Source organism: Roseicyclus marinus (genome assembly GCF_030163795.1).
Taxonomy (GTDB): domain Bacteria; phylum Pseudomonadota; class Alphaproteobacteria; order Rhodobacterales; family Rhodobacteraceae; genus Roseicyclus; species Roseicyclus marinus.
In genome coordinates, this window is record NZ_JASJOF010000002.1 from 89,135 (window position 1) to 104,457 (window position 15,323).

Annotated in this window: 14 protein-coding genes and 1 pseudogene; 8 read left to right on the forward strand and 7 right to left on the reverse strand. The window is 60.8% G+C overall.

The window, feature by feature from the left end:
- Nucleotides 1–74 precede the first annotated feature (74 nt).
- The 4 genes and pseudogenes from QQK63_RS03255 to QQK63_RS03270 form a co-directional block, all read left to right on the forward strand.
- On the forward strand, nt 75–1,229 hold the full coding sequence (locus QQK63_RS03255; protein ID WP_277827598.1) for a DegT/DnrJ/EryC1/StrS family aminotransferase: 1,155 nt from the start codon (nt 75–77) through the stop codon (nt 1,227–1,229).
- 199 nt (nt 1,230–1,428) lie between these two features.
- Nucleotides 1,429–3,090: a hypothetical protein gene (locus QQK63_RS03260; protein ID WP_277827596.1), complete on the forward strand. Its 1,662-nt coding sequence runs from the start codon at nt 1,429–1,431 to the stop codon at nt 3,088–3,090.
- Nucleotides 3,091–3,423: 333 nt separating this feature from the next.
- Entirely contained in the window at nt 3,424–4,785 is a 1,362-nt protein-coding gene (locus QQK63_RS03265) for an IS5 family transposase (protein WP_277827594.1), read from the forward strand.
- A gap of 14 nt (nt 4,786–4,799) precedes the next feature.
- Nucleotides 4,800–5,281, forward strand: a pseudogene (locus QQK63_RS03270) (transposase); the annotation flags it as partial.
- A 188-nt stretch (nt 5,282–5,469) separates the two neighbouring features.
- Here the strand turns inward: QQK63_RS03270 and QQK63_RS17725 are convergent.
- A complete protein-coding gene (locus QQK63_RS17725) occupies nt 5,470–6,402 on the reverse strand; it encodes a tyrosine-type recombinase/integrase (RefSeq protein WP_377134212.1) in 933 nt (310 codons plus the stop codon).
- Nucleotides 6,403–6,422: 20 nt separating this feature from the next.
- On the opposite strand from QQK63_RS17725, the gene QQK63_RS17730 reads away from it, so the two are divergent.
- From QQK63_RS17730 to QQK63_RS03280, 3 genes are all read left to right on the forward strand, one after another.
- Complete coding sequence (locus QQK63_RS17730) at nt 6,423–6,683, forward strand: helix-turn-helix domain-containing protein (protein WP_377134215.1); 261 nt, start codon at nt 6,423–6,425, stop codon at nt 6,681–6,683.
- A 303-nt stretch (nt 6,684–6,986) separates the two neighbouring features.
- Nucleotides 6,987–7,487: a hypothetical protein gene (locus tag QQK63_RS03275; RefSeq protein ID WP_277827592.1), complete on the forward strand. Its 501-nt coding sequence runs from the start codon at nt 6,987–6,989 to the stop codon at nt 7,485–7,487.
- 840 nt (nt 7,488–8,327) lie between these two features.
- Nucleotides 8,328–9,065 carry a YdcF family protein gene (locus QQK63_RS03280; protein WP_277827590.1) on the forward strand — a complete coding sequence of 246 codons (738 nt, stop codon included), beginning with the start codon at nt 8,328–8,330 and terminating at the stop codon, nt 9,063–9,065.
- Nucleotides 9,066–9,074: 9 nt separating this feature from the next.
- Here QQK63_RS03280 and nusG read toward each other — a convergent pair whose 3' ends face one another.
- From nusG to QQK63_RS03305, 5 genes are read right to left on the reverse strand one after another with little or no spacing between them, the layout of a single operon-like run.
- Nucleotides 9,075–9,587, reverse strand: coding sequence for a transcription termination/antitermination protein NusG (gene nusG / locus QQK63_RS03285; RefSeq protein ID WP_277827588.1), 513 nt, complete (start codon nt 9,585–9,587; stop codon nt 9,075–9,077).
- Nucleotides 9,588–9,642: 55 nt separating this feature from the next.
- Nucleotides 9,643–10,476 (reverse strand): glycosyltransferase family 25 protein, encoded by an 834-nt coding sequence (locus QQK63_RS03290; RefSeq protein ID WP_277827586.1) that lies wholly within the window; start codon nt 10,474–10,476, stop codon nt 9,643–9,645.
- Entirely contained in the window at nt 10,463–11,494 is a 1,032-nt protein-coding gene (locus tag QQK63_RS03295) for a glycosyltransferase (protein WP_277827584.1), read from the reverse strand. The genes QQK63_RS03290 and QQK63_RS03295 overlap by 14 nt, the downstream gene beginning before the upstream one ends.
- Nucleotides 11,491–12,546, reverse strand: coding sequence for a glycosyltransferase (locus QQK63_RS03300; protein ID WP_277827582.1), 1,056 nt, complete (start codon nt 12,544–12,546; stop codon nt 11,491–11,493). The genes QQK63_RS03295 and QQK63_RS03300 overlap by 4 nt, the downstream gene beginning before the upstream one ends.
- 6 nt (nt 12,547–12,552) lie before the next feature.
- Nucleotides 12,553–13,311: a glycosyltransferase family 25 protein gene (locus QQK63_RS03305; protein ID WP_277827580.1), complete on the reverse strand. Its 759-nt coding sequence runs from the start codon at nt 13,309–13,311 to the stop codon at nt 12,553–12,555.
- Between the two features lie 108 nt (nt 13,312–13,419).
- Between QQK63_RS03305 and QQK63_RS03310 the strand changes: the two genes are divergently transcribed.
- Nucleotides 13,420–14,235: a glycosyltransferase family 25 protein gene (locus QQK63_RS03310; protein WP_277827578.1), complete on the forward strand. Its 816-nt coding sequence runs from the start codon at nt 13,420–13,422 to the stop codon at nt 14,233–14,235.
- Between the two features lie 4 nt (nt 14,236–14,239).
- On the opposite strand, the gene QQK63_RS03315 is transcribed toward QQK63_RS03310, so the two are convergent.
- Nucleotides 14,240–15,175 carry a Hint domain-containing protein gene (locus tag QQK63_RS03315; protein ID WP_277827576.1) on the reverse strand — a complete coding sequence of 312 codons (936 nt, stop codon included), beginning with the start codon at nt 15,173–15,175 and terminating at the stop codon, nt 14,240–14,242.
- Between the last annotated feature and the right edge of the window lie 148 nt (nt 15,176–15,323).

The window sequence follows — 15,323 nt, forward strand, 5'->3', positions numbered from 1 at the left end:
GGCGACGAAATCCGTGACGGATTTCAGACAGCTTTCACCTGGTGAAAGCGCTCGGCCGAACGAAAGGACCAAGAATGCTCAACGGACCCTTCTCTCCCTGGCCTTCCTTCACCGAGGAAGAAGCCGATGCCGTCCGTGACGTGATCCTCTCGGGCAAGGTCAATTACTGGACCGGCACGATCGGGCGAGATTTTGAAAAGGACTTTGCCGCCTTCGTCGGCGCGTCCCATGCCATCGCGCTGGCCAACGGCACGGTTGCGCTGGATCTGGCGCTGCAGGGGCTAGGAATCGGGCACGCCTTTGGCGGCGGCGAGCGGGACGAAGTGATCGTCACCCCGCGCAGCTTCATCGCGTCAGCTTCTGCCGTGGTCAACGCAGGCGCACGCGCCGTCTTTGCCGATGTGGATCGCGACAGCCAGACCATCACGCCTGCCACTGTGGAGCCGCTGATCACCCGAAATACCCGCGCGATCATCTGCGTGCATCTCGCGGGCTGGCCTTGCGATATGGACGGGCTGCGCGCGCTGGCAGAGCCGCGCGGCATCAAGCTGATCGAGGATTGCGCGCAGGCCCATGGCGCGGCGCTGAATGGCAGGCCAGTGGGCGGATTGGGCGATGTAGCCGCGTGGTCTTTTTGTCAGGACAAGATCATGACCACGGGCGGTGAAGGCGGGATGGTCACCTGCAATGACGAGACGCTCTGGCGGCGCATGTGGGCCTACAAGGATCACGGCAAAAACTGGGAGGCGGTTTATGAGCGCGACCACGCGCCGGGCTTTCGCTGGCTGCATGAGAGCATCGGCACCAACTGGCGCCTGACCGAGGCGCAATCGGTGATTGGCCGCATTCAGCTCAGGCGCATGGACGAATGGCAATCCGCCCGTAGCCGCAACGCGGAGGCAATCATGGAGGCTGCGCGCGCCAACCCGCTGTTCCGCGTACCGGATATCCCCGAGAGCGTGACCCATGCCTGGTACAAAGCCTATATCTTTGTGAGGGGCGACGCCGCACTGCGCGACCGCATTATGAACCAGATCACCGCGCAGGGAGTGCCTTGCTTTTCCGGCTCATGTTCGGAGATATACCGCGAGAAGGCCTTTGGCGGCCTGCCAGAGCGCCTACCCGTCGCGCAAGAACTGGGTGAGACGAGCCTAATGTTTCTGGTGCATCCGACGCTGACGGAGGCGGAAATGGACAAGACCGCCGAGGTTATCCGAGCAATTCGCTAGACAGGCGCATGGCGCACAGAGAGCCACGTCTGTCTGACATCAGACGCCGATCGCGGCGGAAAACGTTTGATCAGCTGGAGCAGTTAGTCGATCTTGACGTCGAAAGGCAGGCTGCTTGGGGAATGTCGGTTGAGATGATCAAATTAGAAATGTTGGAGTTTAAACGCATGAAGATTTTTACCCTGTCGCCTCGTAGAGTATGGCATTGAAAACTTTCTTTTTTTGCCTCTTTGTCGCCCTTATAGGTTTTGTTGCCTTCAAAGGCGCCAAAGATGTTTTGTTATCTGATGCGGACAGCAATGTGGTCTTAGACCTTTTGGTAGAGATTAATGGAATTCCGCCATCAAATCCAGCGCTTGGGTCAATTTTTTCCATTGATTTTAGCGACGTTGATTTAGCGTGTGGCGCTGGTTTCGTCTCAAGTGTTGGCACTAGAATTTATCAAAACCAAAATGATATTGAATTTTGGTGTAGGCGTCCAGATGATACTCTCATCGACTGGCAATCTCTGGGCCGCCCGCTGCAAGATTTTCCATCTTCAATGGTTGGAAATGTGGGTGGCGATCTTTACGAATATATTGCTCGAACAATGTATGATTTTGAAGCGCAACAATGGATACCACTCATTGATCTTGGGGGAATAGACACTGCCGGAATGGGCTCGTACGTGTTTCGCACTGCAGATGTTCCATGGTCAATTGTTTATAATTACCAGAATTGTCAGGGTTTGTCTGCTGTGAGTGCAGACGGTTATTTTGGCACGCTACCATTGGAATCTGGCGAAAGTTTTTCAGCGGCGACGATTTGGCGTGGATATTTTTATGCAAATATTGGAAATGAAGTTGTACGTGCACCACTTAACGAAGTGCGAGAAGCCTGTTTTTATTTGGCTGAGCAGGCCATCATTCCAGATAATAACTATATTTACGCGATGTACCCAATTGCGGACCGTCTTTTAATAGGTGGCGGTGGCTGGCCATTTTTAGAGAGCTCGCAGCAAAACTGCCCACTGATCTACAGCGTCGACCCCAATGGCTCAGTGGATCAAATTTCACTGCGGAATTGCGAGCGCGATCATATCACGGAGATTTATGGGTTTTCTTTAGCTGATGATGCAGTCGTGGCGGGCACTTATCCAATGGGCGAACTATACGCGGTGGAAAGTGGCTCTTCGTTTGCCAACCGTACAGGCTTACCTAGATTTCAAGTAGAGCCTTGGGAAAGAGATGATGGTACACGTAACTTAGAATCCCAGGCTCTAGTGTCATCCTACGGGATGCTATTTGTAGGCATGTTTCCATGGGGCGAGCTTTATTATTCTGATGCGATTTGGATGACTAATGGAGGCTCACATCGCGTATTTTCATATCCAACAAGATCTAGCAGCAAGGAGCCATACTTTGTGCCGGCGTTGCGCGCTTATTGCCCAGGCGATCTTGTCGAGGTGCCAAATTGTATCGAAGGCGCACGTCTAGACCTTTGGGGCCAACGCGTCACTTCCATTGCGGTGTTGGATGGAAAAATATGCGTTGGCACAGGCAACACCTTTGCTACGGTATTTGATGAAGATGAGCATACCTTTGTGCCGCCGCATTCTGAATCCGAATACGGCGCGGTTCATTGCGCACTATTAAAAAATCAAACACTAGCACCGTTTGTTCCGGAGGAAGAAGTGGTTCTTAATTTCCGCATTACCGTCGCGGAGTTAATTGTTGAACGAGATGGTGAAATTCTTGCTCGGCAGCCGCATGATCTAGACGAAGTGGAATTAGCAGCTTTGACCGGGGGCAGGTACTCAATCGATTTGGGAGTGGGCGCATATGGCGAAACGCCTGCAGATGTATCGATATTAACAGATTGATGTGAGGCGGATATCTTTCAGGATGCCGTTATAGTTAAGTTGGCTCCACACTCGTTGATTATCAGAGCCAGAAGATGACGGTGCGGGGTGAAATCGGGTCGGGTGTCTCCAAGTGGCAAAGTCAGCAAGCGTTATCTCGACGATCTCCCTGCGAGCTATTTATCAAACCTTTGGATAGACACCGCGACCGGTAGCGGCATGGGTAAAGTCTAACTAATCCGGTCTGAACAAGTCGCAACGCTATGATTTTTTTGTGAAGTTATGTTTTCTGTGTCTTCGAGTTGCAGGATTTGGTCGGTTTTGGACCAGAACCCTGCAATTTCGGATTGAGCGATGAAGCCTAAATCCCGTGGCCTCGAACAGGATGATCTCTTGCGTCCGCGCCTGACCAATATGATCGACATGCGTCACGCGCTGGTGAAGTTGGCTGCGCTGATCGACTGGGATTTCTTTGAGACCGAATGGGCCGGGTTCTTCCCGTCGCATATGGGACGCCCTGCGACGTCGCCGCGTCTGGTGGCGGGGCTGCTTTACCTGCAGCACACCTACCGGCTGTCGGACGAGGCCGTGGTCGCGCGTTGGGTGGAGAACCCATACTACCAGCACTTTTGTGGCGAGACGTTCTTTCAGCACCGCTTCCCGCTCGACCCCTCGTCGCTAACGCAGTGGCGTAGAGGGATTGGTGAGGAGGGCGTCGAGTGGCTGCTAACCGAGACGATCGAGGCGGGTCGCGGGGCCGGGGTGATTTCGGAACGCAGCGTCGAGGCAGTGATCGTGGACACCAAGGTAATGGAAAAGGCAATCGCCCATCCCACGGATGCGCGGCTTTACGAGAAAGCCCGTCGGCGTCTGGTGGTGCTCGCTCAAGAAGCAGACCTGTCTGTTCGCCAGAGTTACAAGCGGCTCGCGCCGCGTCTGTCGGGCCAGGTCGGGCGCTATGCCCATGCGCGGCAGTTCAAGCGGATGCGCAAGGCGCTGCGGCGACTGGAGGGCTATACTGGCAGCGTGATGCGGGACATCCAGCGCCAACTGGGCCGAGTGACCGACAACAGCCTTCGGCAGCGGATCGAGGTGGAGGTCGCGCTTGTGGACCGGCGGCTGCGCCAGAAGCCGAAGGACAATGGCAAGCTCTACGCGCTGCATGAGCCGAAGGTGGATTGCATCTCCAAGGGCATGGCGCGGGTGCACTACGAGTTCGGAACGAAGGTGTTGGTGACGACAACCCACAAGGAGGGCTTTGTTGTCGGCATTCGATCGATGCCCGGGAACCCTTATGATGGGCACACGCTGCGCGAGGCGCTGGAGCAGTTGGAAATCCTGACGGACACCCGCCCGAAGCGGGCCTTCGTGGATCGCGGCTATCGCGGCCACGGGGTCCAGACCACGGCGGTTTACATCGCCGGCTCGAGACGCGGGATGACCCCGGCGCTTCAGCGAGACCTTCGCCGACGCAGCGCGATCGAGCCAACGATCGGACACATGAAAACGGATGGGCGTCTCGCGCGCTGCGCTCTCACGGGCACGCTTGGTGACGCGCTTCATGCCGTCCTGTGCGGGTGCGGGCACAACATACGCATGATCCTGGCCCACCTCAGGGCTCTTTGGGTCCAAATCCTGGCGGCGCTGCTCGACGCATTCGGGGCAAGGGGCAGCGCTGAACGATCTGATTGCGGTCTGAAGGGGCTCGCCGCATGATGTTCAGGGCGGACTACATCATCGCCTGGAAGCTTTGCACGACGATGAAGGCCGAGGACGTGACCGCTACGCTTGATCTGGCGCAGGAAGCCTCCGGCTGCGACCGCGCAGCCGTGGTCGCCAAGCCTGGACTGCTCAGTGACAACGGCTCGTCTTACATTGCAGGTGACCTGGCGGATTACATCGACGACAAGGGATGCAGCATGTCCGCGGCGCGCCCTACCACCCCCAGACCCAGGGCAAGATCGAGCGATGGCATCAGACCATGAAGAACCGCGTTCTGCTTGAGCATTAGTTCCTACCCAGTGACCTGAAGCTGCAGATTGCGGCCTCCGTCGACTACTACAACAACGAGCGCTGCCACGAGAGCCTCGGCAACCTGACACCCGCCGATGTGTAATTCGGGCGCGCCGAGCAGATCCTGAAACAGCGAGAGGAGATCAAACGCAAAACCATGCTCAAGCGGCGCTTGCGCCACCAAACTGAAAACGCATAACCTCAATCAAGGATGAGCCAGAGCCTCCAAACGAAAGCTCGCTCAACTGTCCCAAATTATCTGACGACGGACAGCAGCTACCGCACACGGCCTCAAAGCGCAGAGCCGATTTTGAAGTCAGGTAGAGGAGACACCAGTACTGTGGGCGAATGATCACACGTGAGCAGCACTCACCGAGCCAGTCACGTTCAAGGCCTCATTGAGAGCCTAGGCGGATAAGCCTCATGCTCCCAGACATTGTGCTCCGCGTATTCCAAGTATCTTGCCAAGGTTGCAACAGACTTCCAACCCCCAGCGCGCATGATCGCAACTGTGTCATGGCCCGCACACAGCAGCTCCTGAGCAGCGCCTACTCTTAGCGAGTGCCCCCTGAACTCGCCGCTAAACTCAAGGCCTGCCCTTGCCGCGCCCTTTTGGATAGCGCGGCGAACGGTGACTGAATTCAAGTCACGACGGACTGCTTGTCCCTGATAGATCGGGCAGAAGAGGAACTCGAAGTCCGCCCCCCTCCAATCAACCCAACAACGCACAACGCGCGCTGTATCCCTTGATGTGAAGACGTAACGACCCAGACCGGCCTGATCCGTCTTGCTACGACGGATCGTTAAGCGCAGCGTACCGTCCGGTCGCCAGTCCAAGTCGTCGTCCCGCAAGGCCACCAACTCCGACCTCCTCGCAAGCATCTCGAAACCCAGCGCGAGGATGGCGCTGTCACGGATGCCCCAAGGCGTGTCGGGCTGCGCAGCTAGAACGTCGCGCAACTGCGCCCGCGAAATCCCTCTCGCCTGCTGAGGTGGCTTCTTTCGAGACCGAATGACCCGGCGCAAGGATAGCCTCACCTCCTCGTCGCGCGTCGGATCAAACATGCCCATGAGGCGGTGCACCTTGCCGATGGCAACAAGGCGGCGGCGCACTGTCGTTGGAACGAGGCGGAGCCCTTGCTCCTCGACGAACCGGCAGACTGTTTCGACTTTGGATGGAAAGCTCTCAAGACCTTGGGCGGCACACCAATCGACAAAACACTTCACATCGTCATAATACCCTCGGATCGTCGATGGGGCGTAGGCACCTTCGAGGCGGAGAAGGTGGACTTTCCAAGGGTGATCAATTTCACATCTCATGTGACACAAATTATGACACTATGACAAAGATTGCAACCTCTTCTCAACTGCGCGCAGCGCGTAATGCGATCGGATGGTCGTTGGAAAAACTTGCTCAAGAAAGTGGCATCTCACTTCGGACCCTCATTCGATATGAAGATCAAATAGGTGTGCCTGCGAGCCGCAGCGGGAATTTGGAGTGCGTGATTGTAACGCTCGAGACCGCTGGCATTGAGTTCATCGGCTCGCCCGACGACCGGCCAGGCATTCGCATCGGCCCACCCAAATCGCCGACAGTCTGACCGTGGGTCAAACCGCGGCAGCCACCCCTCCGCCCAAAGTCCTGCAAACTGGTCCGGCGCCACAAATTCACGCGACGACTGCCCTTAACGATAGGCCGCCCGACATCCCGCCCTGTGACGGCATGCGAGAACGGCCCATTGCCATCATGACATAGGCAAAACCCGAGCGGCGCCCCAGCTTCCGCGCTCCAGGTATGATTTGGAGAACTGCCCGCCGATGGTGTACACATAACAGAGGCGCAATGAATCCGAACGACCAGAGCTGCCTCTACATGTTGTCATCTTACGTGCGGAGGCCACACGATGTCGGAAAAATTGCCTAAGCCGAACTTCAGATCCTTTATCGCCCCCGACGAAGACCTGGCGCATGTAAAGTCGATCTACGCGGCCCTCGTCGCAGAGCTGAAGCCGTCGACTTATCTAGAGGCGCGGCAGATCGAGCTGATCGTGCTTTGCGATTTGGAAATGTCCCGCCACAGGCGGCTGAGCGTCAGCCACCTCGCATCGTCCTCCCGCACCTTCGAAGAGAGGGCAGTGCAAAAAAGGTTGCAAGCCCAAGAGGAGGACGCAGACGGCCAGGACCTCCCGCCAATCGACCCCCAGGAGATGCACCAGATCGTCGCAAGGGCGTATGCCCTCAACATCGAAACGCACGCCTACCACGACGCGAGTGTCGCAAAACTGGAGGCGCGGCGGCGATCTCTTCTGCGCGACTATGACGCCCTGAAACAGCGCGCCGCGCGCCGCCCCATCGAGGATGCGGAAGTCATCGATGCTGCCTCCGTCGATCTTGGGGAGGCATAGTGTGCCATCCCTTCAGCCTCGGGCGCCGACATCGTCAAGGAAAGCGATTTCCAACCTGAAAAATGCGCAGAAAAGCACTGGCCCAAAGACGGCAGCAGGCAAGCGCCGTTCGAGGGACAACGCACTGCGTCACGGCTACAACACGGCCCCTTGCCCATCCGCGACGCTGGAACACCTCAGGCGCATCCTCTCTGATCCCGATGCAGACGTCGTATCATCACTGCAAACGGAAGTCGGGAGGGCGGCAGTTGCCTTGGCTGTCGCTGAGGCACGGCTAGACCGGATCCTTGAGGATCGGTCGACGCTTCAGGTCATCGACAGGGACCACGCATCGGAAGCTGAACGCATGGCCGAAGCGATGCCGCGACACCGCAGCAGAAACAAGGAGGAGGCCTGGATGAAGGAGGCCCTAACCTTCCTTCTGAAATGCAACCATCGATCCAGACGGATGTTCAAACTACAATTCAACCAGCAGACGCGGTACCTTGCTCAGGCACATGCAACCAGACGCAAGGCTCTCCTTCACTTCCTGGCTGCGTCAGATCAAAAATTTTAGAACGAAGCCAATTTATAAATTCAAATCATATATTTAAGCTTTTACACATCGAGTTTCTGCCTAAATTTTCAGATGTAGCGGCCCCATTCCACCAAACTGTTTCCCCTTCCGCCCACCTGCGCGACAAACCGAAGACGTTCAGCAAACATCAGTAGTTTGCTGAACAATCCGCGCCGCTTTTGGCAAATGTCCAGAAGCACCAGCTATCCACCCACCCCCACATCGACAAAACCGCCAACCCAAGACATACCCCCCTAGACGCCCCCTCCCCCGGACCCCCGCCCATGATCTACCTGCACAAACTCCTACCCGCGCTCGCCAGCCCGATCATGGCGCTCATGCTCCTCACACTTCTCTCCCTCCTCACCCGCTCCCGCGCGGTGAAACTTCTCACCTTCTTCCTCTTCCTCATGACGACGAACCCCATCCTCGCCAACCGAGCGATCGCCTATCTCGAACGCGATTTTCCGCCGAAACCGCTCGCCACAATCGAACCTCTCGATCATGTGGTCGTGCTCAGCGGGATGATCCGCGCAGTCGTGACCGAGGATGGCACCCTGATCTATGAATTCGGCGAGGCCGTGGACCGGTTCGCGGCCGGGCTAAACCTGCTCGCATCAGGCCAAGCAGACACCCTCATCCTCACCCGTGGCCAGCTTCCTTGGTCCACCGGCCGCCCCGAGGGGGAGGTACTGCGCGACATCGCCCTTGCCCACGGCATCGACCCCGAAAACATCCTCCTCACCACCCCGGCCCAAAACACGGCCGAGGAGGCGCAGGCCATCGCCGAAATGCTACACAACGGCGCGCGGATCGGCCTTGTGACCTCGGCCTTCCACATGCCCCGCGCGCTGCAGGTTTTTCGCAGCCAAGGCCTTGATCCCCGCCCCATCGCCGTCGACTACCGACAAGACTATGACGCCATGACTTTCATGGATGTCATCCCCAGCGCTGCGGCCCTTGACGACATCTCCCTCTTCACCCGGGAAATGATCGGCCGCGCCTATTACGCGATCCGCTGAACTTCGCCCTCAGCCCTTGGCAAGCTTCTCTGCACTCACCTCGATGCGCGACTGGCGGCCCATGAAATCGATCAACAGATGCACCCGGTGCTGCGGATCGACCGCCTCCACCTTGGCCAGGAAATCGACGAAAGGCCCCTCGCGCAGGATCACCTCCTCGCCCACGTCAAAGGGTGGCGGGGCCTCGCCCGTCAGGGCGTAGCGCTTGGCCATTTCCTCGACCAAACCCTTGGGCAAGGGCACGGGCCGCCCCCCGAAACTGACGATCCTTGCCACGCCATAGGTCGAATTGATCACCCGCCAGCCGCGATCCTCTGGGTTAAGCGCGGCAAAGACATAACCGGGAAAAACCGGCGCATCGACGGTCACGAACTTGCCTGCCCGCCGCACCGACCGCCGCTCGCGGGGGACAAAGGGCATAAAACCCTGCCGCTCCAGATTGATCACCGCCCGGTTCAAGCCGTTGGGCTTGAGCTGAACGAGATACCAATCCGCCGTTATGCTGTCTTGCCTGTCGGACAAGATGCCAGTCTCCGCTTTCCGTCGCGCATCCCCGGCATGGCGAACCCGTTAGCTACTAGCCACGCCCCACAGCTTCAAGCCCACGGGGCTCGACCCAAGCCTCGGCCACACCAACAGACCGCCGCTCGGCTACGAGCGCGAACTGGATCTGCCGCCACCCCATGCGCAGCTGCGCCATGACCCGCCGCGCCCGGTAGCCAAACCGCGCGCCTGCCGATCGCGCCGCAAGGGGCGGCTTTTTCACCACGTCGATCAGGGATTTCGTCGGGATCGCCTGCGGCACGCCATAAACCTCGCAGTGATCCAGCTGCACCGACAACGCCGGATCGGCCTGCCAGCTCGCCATCCCATAGGTCGAGGAGATCAGCGCATCCGACGGTGCCCCCGCACGGCGTGCATGCTCCAATAGCTTCGCCGCCCCCGCGGGCCAGACCACATAGGCCGCCGATCCCGTCCGATCCTGGTAAAGCCTCCGGATCGGTGCCCCATCATGCAGCCGCCGTCCCATCAACTTCTTGCGCCCCCGCGCCTCGAGGCTGATGTGCTCGACCCCTGCCAATCCCACCACCGCCTCCAGAAAGGCCGGTAAGCTCGCTGCCAGAACCGCATCATCCTCCAGCACCAGACAGGGCGCGCCCAAGGACGCGACCCGCTCCCATGCCACCATATGCGAGGCGCAGAGCGCCATTTCCGTCACCCGCATCGGCCGCTGCCAACGGTGCCAGACCGGATCACCCTCGGACGGTTGCAAGGTGGCAGGCGTCACCGCCTCGACCCGCTCCCACTCCATGCCCAGCGCCGCCATCTGCGCTTCCATGAACCCCATCCGCTCCGTGGCAGAGGCCATGTTGATGATCAGCGCCCGCATCCCGCCCTCAGAATTCGCCATCGAAAATCCGCATGTATTGCGCGAGCACCTGCGGTTTGGTGAATTTCGCCTCCAGCGTCTCGGCCCCGCCCGCGACCAGCAGTTCCGCCAATCCCGCCTCCTCGCGCACCCGCGTGATCGCCGCAGCCATTCCCGCCGCATCGTCGATCTCGACCAAAAGCGCGTCCTGCCCCTCGGTCGCGAACCAGCTCGGCCCCTCCGACCGGGTCGAGACGACCGGCACCCGCGCGTGCCACGCCTCCAAGATCACGTTGCCCAAAGGCTCATGGCGCGACGGCATGACATAGACATCGGCCGAGGCCACGATATGCGTCGGCTCCTCCACCCAGCCGAAAAACCTCGTCCGCTCGGCGATCCCCAATTCTGCGGCCAGCGCGCGCAATTCCGCCTCCCGCTCGCCCGCACCGGCAAGCCAGAGCCAGGCACCGGGCACCAGGGCCGCGGCCCGGATCAACGTGTCAAAGCCCTTGCGCCCCACGAACCGCCCCGATCCCGCGATGACAAAGGCATCCTCCGGCGTGCCGTGATCGGCGCGGCGCACGGGCTCGATCTCCACCTGGCGGGCGAAATTCGACACGACCGGCACGGGCTTTTGCCATCCCAGATCACGGCACGCCTGCGCGATGCCCGGCGTATTGGCCACGATCAGGTCGTTGTTGCGGAAATTCTTCAGATGGCGGGGATAATCCCCCAGCCGCGTCAGCTTCACCGCCCCCGGCGCATCGGGAACAAGGCGCGATGACCGCGACATCCACGCCATGATCACATCGGGTTTCCAGTCGCGCACCATCCGCCGCACCCGCCACGTCAACAGGAGGCTCATGGGCGAAATGCGCCGGTAATTGCTTTCAAGGATCGGGCCCAGCTCCGCGATCTCGGCATGCCACATCCGCCCGGGTCGCGTGACGAACCGCTGCTCCATCCCCGCCTCGCCAAAGGCCTGGACAAGGTTGACGAAAAACCGCTCGGCCCCGCCATCCTTGCCGAAATGCATGTGCAAGATGCGTTTCGCGCTCATCCCCTGCCCCCGCTCTTGTCCTTGGCGATCTCGTCGAAAAGGCTCAGGTAACGCGCCAATACCGCCTCCTTGGAAAACCGCTCCGTCAACGTCCGCGCCCCGGCCTCGGCCAGCCGCGCGCGCAATCCCGGATCAGCCCCCAGCCGCGCGATGGCTGCCCCCATGGCGGGCGCATCCTCGATATCGACAAGCATCATGTTGCCCCCGTCCACGCCATACCACATCGGCCCCTGGCTCCGCGTGGCGACAACTGGCAACCCCGCCGCCCAGGCCTCGAGTATGACATTGCCCAGCGCCTCGTCCCGGCTCGGCATCGCCAGCATGTCACAGGCCTGCAAGACGGGGATGATATCGGTCTGCCATCCGGCAAAGACGACACGCCCGGCCACGCCCAGATCCTCGGCCAACTGGCGCAACTCCGCCTCTTTCGGCCCATCCCCGATGAGCCACAATTCGGCCTCCGGCGCATCGACCATGGCGCGGATCAGCGTGTCGAACCCCTTGATCCAGACGAACCGCCCCACGGCGGCAACGCGCCCGCCCTTAGGCCTCGGCCTGTCGCGGATCGCGGGCGGCGCTTGCCCGCCGGTCTTGGGCGGCGGCGGAAAATTCGAAATCACCTCCGCCCGCCCCTGCCAGCCCTGGCCCCGGATGTGATCGACGATATCGGGCGTATTGGCCACCACCGTGTCCAGATGCCCGAAATGCCGGACGTGAAACGGGAAATCCCCCAGCCGCACCAATTTGACCCGCCCCCATGCGGGGATCAGCCGTGCGGTCGGCCCGCGCCAGCCCATGATCACATCGGGATCGAACTGCGCCATCCGCCGCCGCAGCGCCCAAAGCCGGATCAACGACACCGGATCGCGCCGCAGATAGGTGCCCTGATGCACCCTGCCCCGCTGCTCCAGTTCCGGCAACCAGACCTGCCCGGGTCTCACCGCGAATTCCTGCGCAATTCCCGCCTCGTGAAACCCTTGGGTGAGCCGCAGGAAAAACCGCTCCGTGCCACCGTCGCGTCCCATCATGACGTGAAAGATGCGGCTCACCATCCCCGATCACCGCCCCCTCGACAGCGCCAGCCGCAGCCGGTAATTCGCCTGATAGCGTATCGTCCGCCAGACACGGCGCAGCGCCCCGTCGCGCTTGCCCATCTTCTTCCGGCTCTCGCCCACCGTGCCCTCGGGCGTTTCCTGTTCGCCAATGGCTATGGGCTGGGGCGCGATCATCGCGACCTTCAGACCAAATTCCCAGAAATGCTTGTGATCCTCGTCCACGGGCCGAAAGATCGGCGGCACGCGCGCCAATATCTTCTCCGCCCCCGCTCGCGTCAGCACATAGCCCAGCGTCGTCGACGGCACCCGGTCGGGCCGCCCCACCGATACCCCCAGCCCGATCTCATGCACAGCACTCAAGGCCACGGGCTTGAAGGAGAAAAGCTTCACCAGATCCCACGCCCCCGGCCGCGCCGCCAGATCGGCTTGCAACCCCGCGATCACGCCGGCCAGATCGCCCGTGACCCGCATGTCATCCTCAAGGATCACCGCCGCCTCGGCCCCGCCATCGCGCAGCCATTCCGCCGCCCGCACATGGCTCAGGTAACACCCGATCTCGGGCGCAACCAGATCATGCCGCGCGCGCCGCGCATTGGCCGCCGCGTCGTAAACCCGCGCGGTTTCCTCGGCACTCAGGGCCCGGCCATTCACCGCTGGCAACCGTTCCCACGCGACGCCCGCGCGGCCCAGTTCCTCGGCCACGCGCGCCAACCGGGTCTGGTTGGCATCCATGTTGATCACGTAGACAGGCCAGTCCGCCAATTCGCCCGCTCCCTTGCTTCCCTGTCCGGCTACCTCGTGCCTTGTGGCGCTGCAAGCTTTCGTGACAAGTATCCCGGACCCGGCACCTTGGCGATGGCTGACCCGCGCATGACCGCACAGATCCCCGTTTACGTGATCAACCTCGACCGCCGCCCCGACCGGCTGGCGCGGATCGCGGCACATCTGGCGGATCGCGGCGTCAACTTCATTCGCCAATCCGCCTGTGACGCCGCCTCCGTCCCCGAGGCCGAGATCGCACGAGTTATCCACGCCCACGGTCCGCTCGGCCAACTGGGCCTTGGCGACCGCGCCTGCACGATCAGCCATACGATGGCTTGGGCCACCTTCCTCGGCACCGATGCCTGCCACGCCCTGTTTCTGGAAGACGACATCTTTCTGTCGCAAGATATCGCTGCAACGCTGGCCTCGGACGACTGGATCCCGCCCAACTGCAACGCCGTCAAGCTCGAGAAATTCAACGCAGGCACCTCGCGCCTCCTGCTCGCCCCCGAAATCGGCCAGACGCCGTCGGGCCGCGCGCTCCACCCGATGCGCTCGCGCCATGTCGGCGGCGGCGCCTACATCCTCAGCCGGGAGGGCGCGCGGCTCGCCCTGTCGCACCGGGGCCGCTACCGCGTGCCGATCGACCATTTCCTCTTCAACGACACGGTCTCCCCCATCCGCCGCGCGCTGGCGCCCGCCATCGTGGTGCCCGCCATGGCCACCCAACGCGCCTATGCCTACGAGAGCGACATCGCCCCGCTGGGCAAGGCGATCCGCCCCAAGGGTTGGAAAAAACGCCTCCGCACGCTCCGGCGCGGGTTGAACGAGGTGAACCAGGCCCCCCGCCAGCTCTGGCAATGGGCGACGGGTCAGGCGCGCATCGTCGATGTCGCCTTCGCGGAAGACCCGCCGCAGCCCTGAGCGATCACGCTGCCCGCACGATCCCCAACCGCGCCCGGATCGCAGGCGGCAACATCCTGGCCGAGGTCACGCGGGGCGCGGGATTCTCGATGATCTCCCGCTCCTCCCCCAAAAGCGCGACATATTCCGCGTAATTGTCGAACACCCGCCGCCCGGCATAATCGATATAGGTCTCGGCCGGCACGCCCTCGGCGAGGATGATGTCATGGCCCTCGGTCTCGATGTGATGCACGACATAGGTCGCGCCCAGTTCGGCCACGGGAACCCGGTCGATCCCTGCCCCGTTCACCAGCGCACCGGCATTCACCAAAACGCCCGCGACCATCAGCGCATGATCGGCCGTCACCACCAGATCGCGGTCAGGCACCCCCTGACCCAACGCGCCTGCGCGCACCCTGATCGGGCTGACACGTTCCGCCGGACCGAACAGGGTGGATACGATCTGGCGCAAATTGAAGCGCACGGCGACGACACGGCCATCCGCTGTCAGGACGGGGTCGCCCGGCCTCAGGCTTTCAACCGCCCGCACTCCGCCGGGCACGCCAATCGCTGTCCCCGACAGAAAACAGGCCGGAGCGTCTGACAAAGTTCGCGAATCCGTGTCATTTGCGAACGCCTTCAGTTCTCGTTCCGCCGTGGAATAGCTCACGTCATTGGCCAAGCCGAGGAGCGTATCGGGATTGGTCAAAAGCCCGTCCACCGTGAAAATGTAACAGGGCAAGCCCGCAAAGGTTGTCATGCCGACGTAGGTGGCCGTTCCCCCGTTCGGAATGCCGCTGACAGAACTCACGTTCGAGTTCAATCCGCTGATCGTGACCTGATCACCCGGCGAAATCGTGACGTCATCCACCACGGCCGTTATGGTCAAACTGCTTAATGCGCCTGCCGAGGTTTCACCGGAAGCACCGACTTGGACGTTGAAACGATAGGTCGTGGGCATGGTAACTCATCACTCGTTAATCTTGGGAACGGAAACCTTAGACAAGGACCGCCGCACCTGCAAACCCTGATCCCCTCGGGCGTGGGCGATCATGGGATACCGGGCGTCGGCGCGACCACCACGGAGCAAGCCCCCAAATGAAAAGGGC

Excerpts from the sequence above, each read along its gene's own strand:
- QQK63_RS03255 (WP_277827598.1), top strand. The coding sequence starts at position 75 with ATGCTCAACGGACCCTTCTCTCCCTGGCCTTCCTTCACCGAGGAAGAA.
- QQK63_RS03260 (WP_277827596.1), top strand. The coding sequence starts at position 1,429 with ATGGCATTGAAAACTTTCTTTTTTTGCCTCTTTGTCGCCCTTATAGGT.
- QQK63_RS03265 (WP_277827594.1), top strand. The coding sequence starts at position 3,424 with ATGAAGCCTAAATCCCGTGGCCTCGAACAGGATGATCTCTTGCGTCCG.
- QQK63_RS17725 (WP_377134212.1), bottom strand. The coding sequence starts at position 6,402 with ATGAGATGTGAAATTGATCACCCTTGGAAAGTCCACCTTCTCCGCCTC.
- QQK63_RS17730 (WP_377134215.1), top strand. The coding sequence starts at position 6,423 with ATGACAAAGATTGCAACCTCTTCTCAACTGCGCGCAGCGCGTAATGCG.
- QQK63_RS03275 (WP_277827592.1), top strand. The coding sequence starts at position 6,987 with ATGTCGGAAAAATTGCCTAAGCCGAACTTCAGATCCTTTATCGCCCCC.
- QQK63_RS03280 (WP_277827590.1), top strand. The coding sequence starts at position 8,328 with ATGATCTACCTGCACAAACTCCTACCCGCGCTCGCCAGCCCGATCATG.
- QQK63_RS03290 (WP_277827586.1), bottom strand. The coding sequence starts at position 10,476 with ATGGCGAATTCTGAGGGCGGGATGCGGGCGCTGATCATCAACATGGCC.
- QQK63_RS03295 (WP_277827584.1), bottom strand. The coding sequence starts at position 11,494 with ATGAGCGCGAAACGCATCTTGCACATGCATTTCGGCAAGGATGGCGGG.
- QQK63_RS03300 (WP_277827582.1), bottom strand. The coding sequence starts at position 12,546 with ATGGTGAGCCGCATCTTTCACGTCATGATGGGACGCGACGGTGGCACG.
- QQK63_RS03310 (WP_277827578.1), top strand. The coding sequence starts at position 13,420 with ATGACCGCACAGATCCCCGTTTACGTGATCAACCTCGACCGCCGCCCC.
- QQK63_RS03315 (WP_277827576.1), bottom strand. The coding sequence starts at position 15,175 with ATGCCCACGACCTATCGTTTCAACGTCCAAGTCGGTGCTTCCGGTGAA.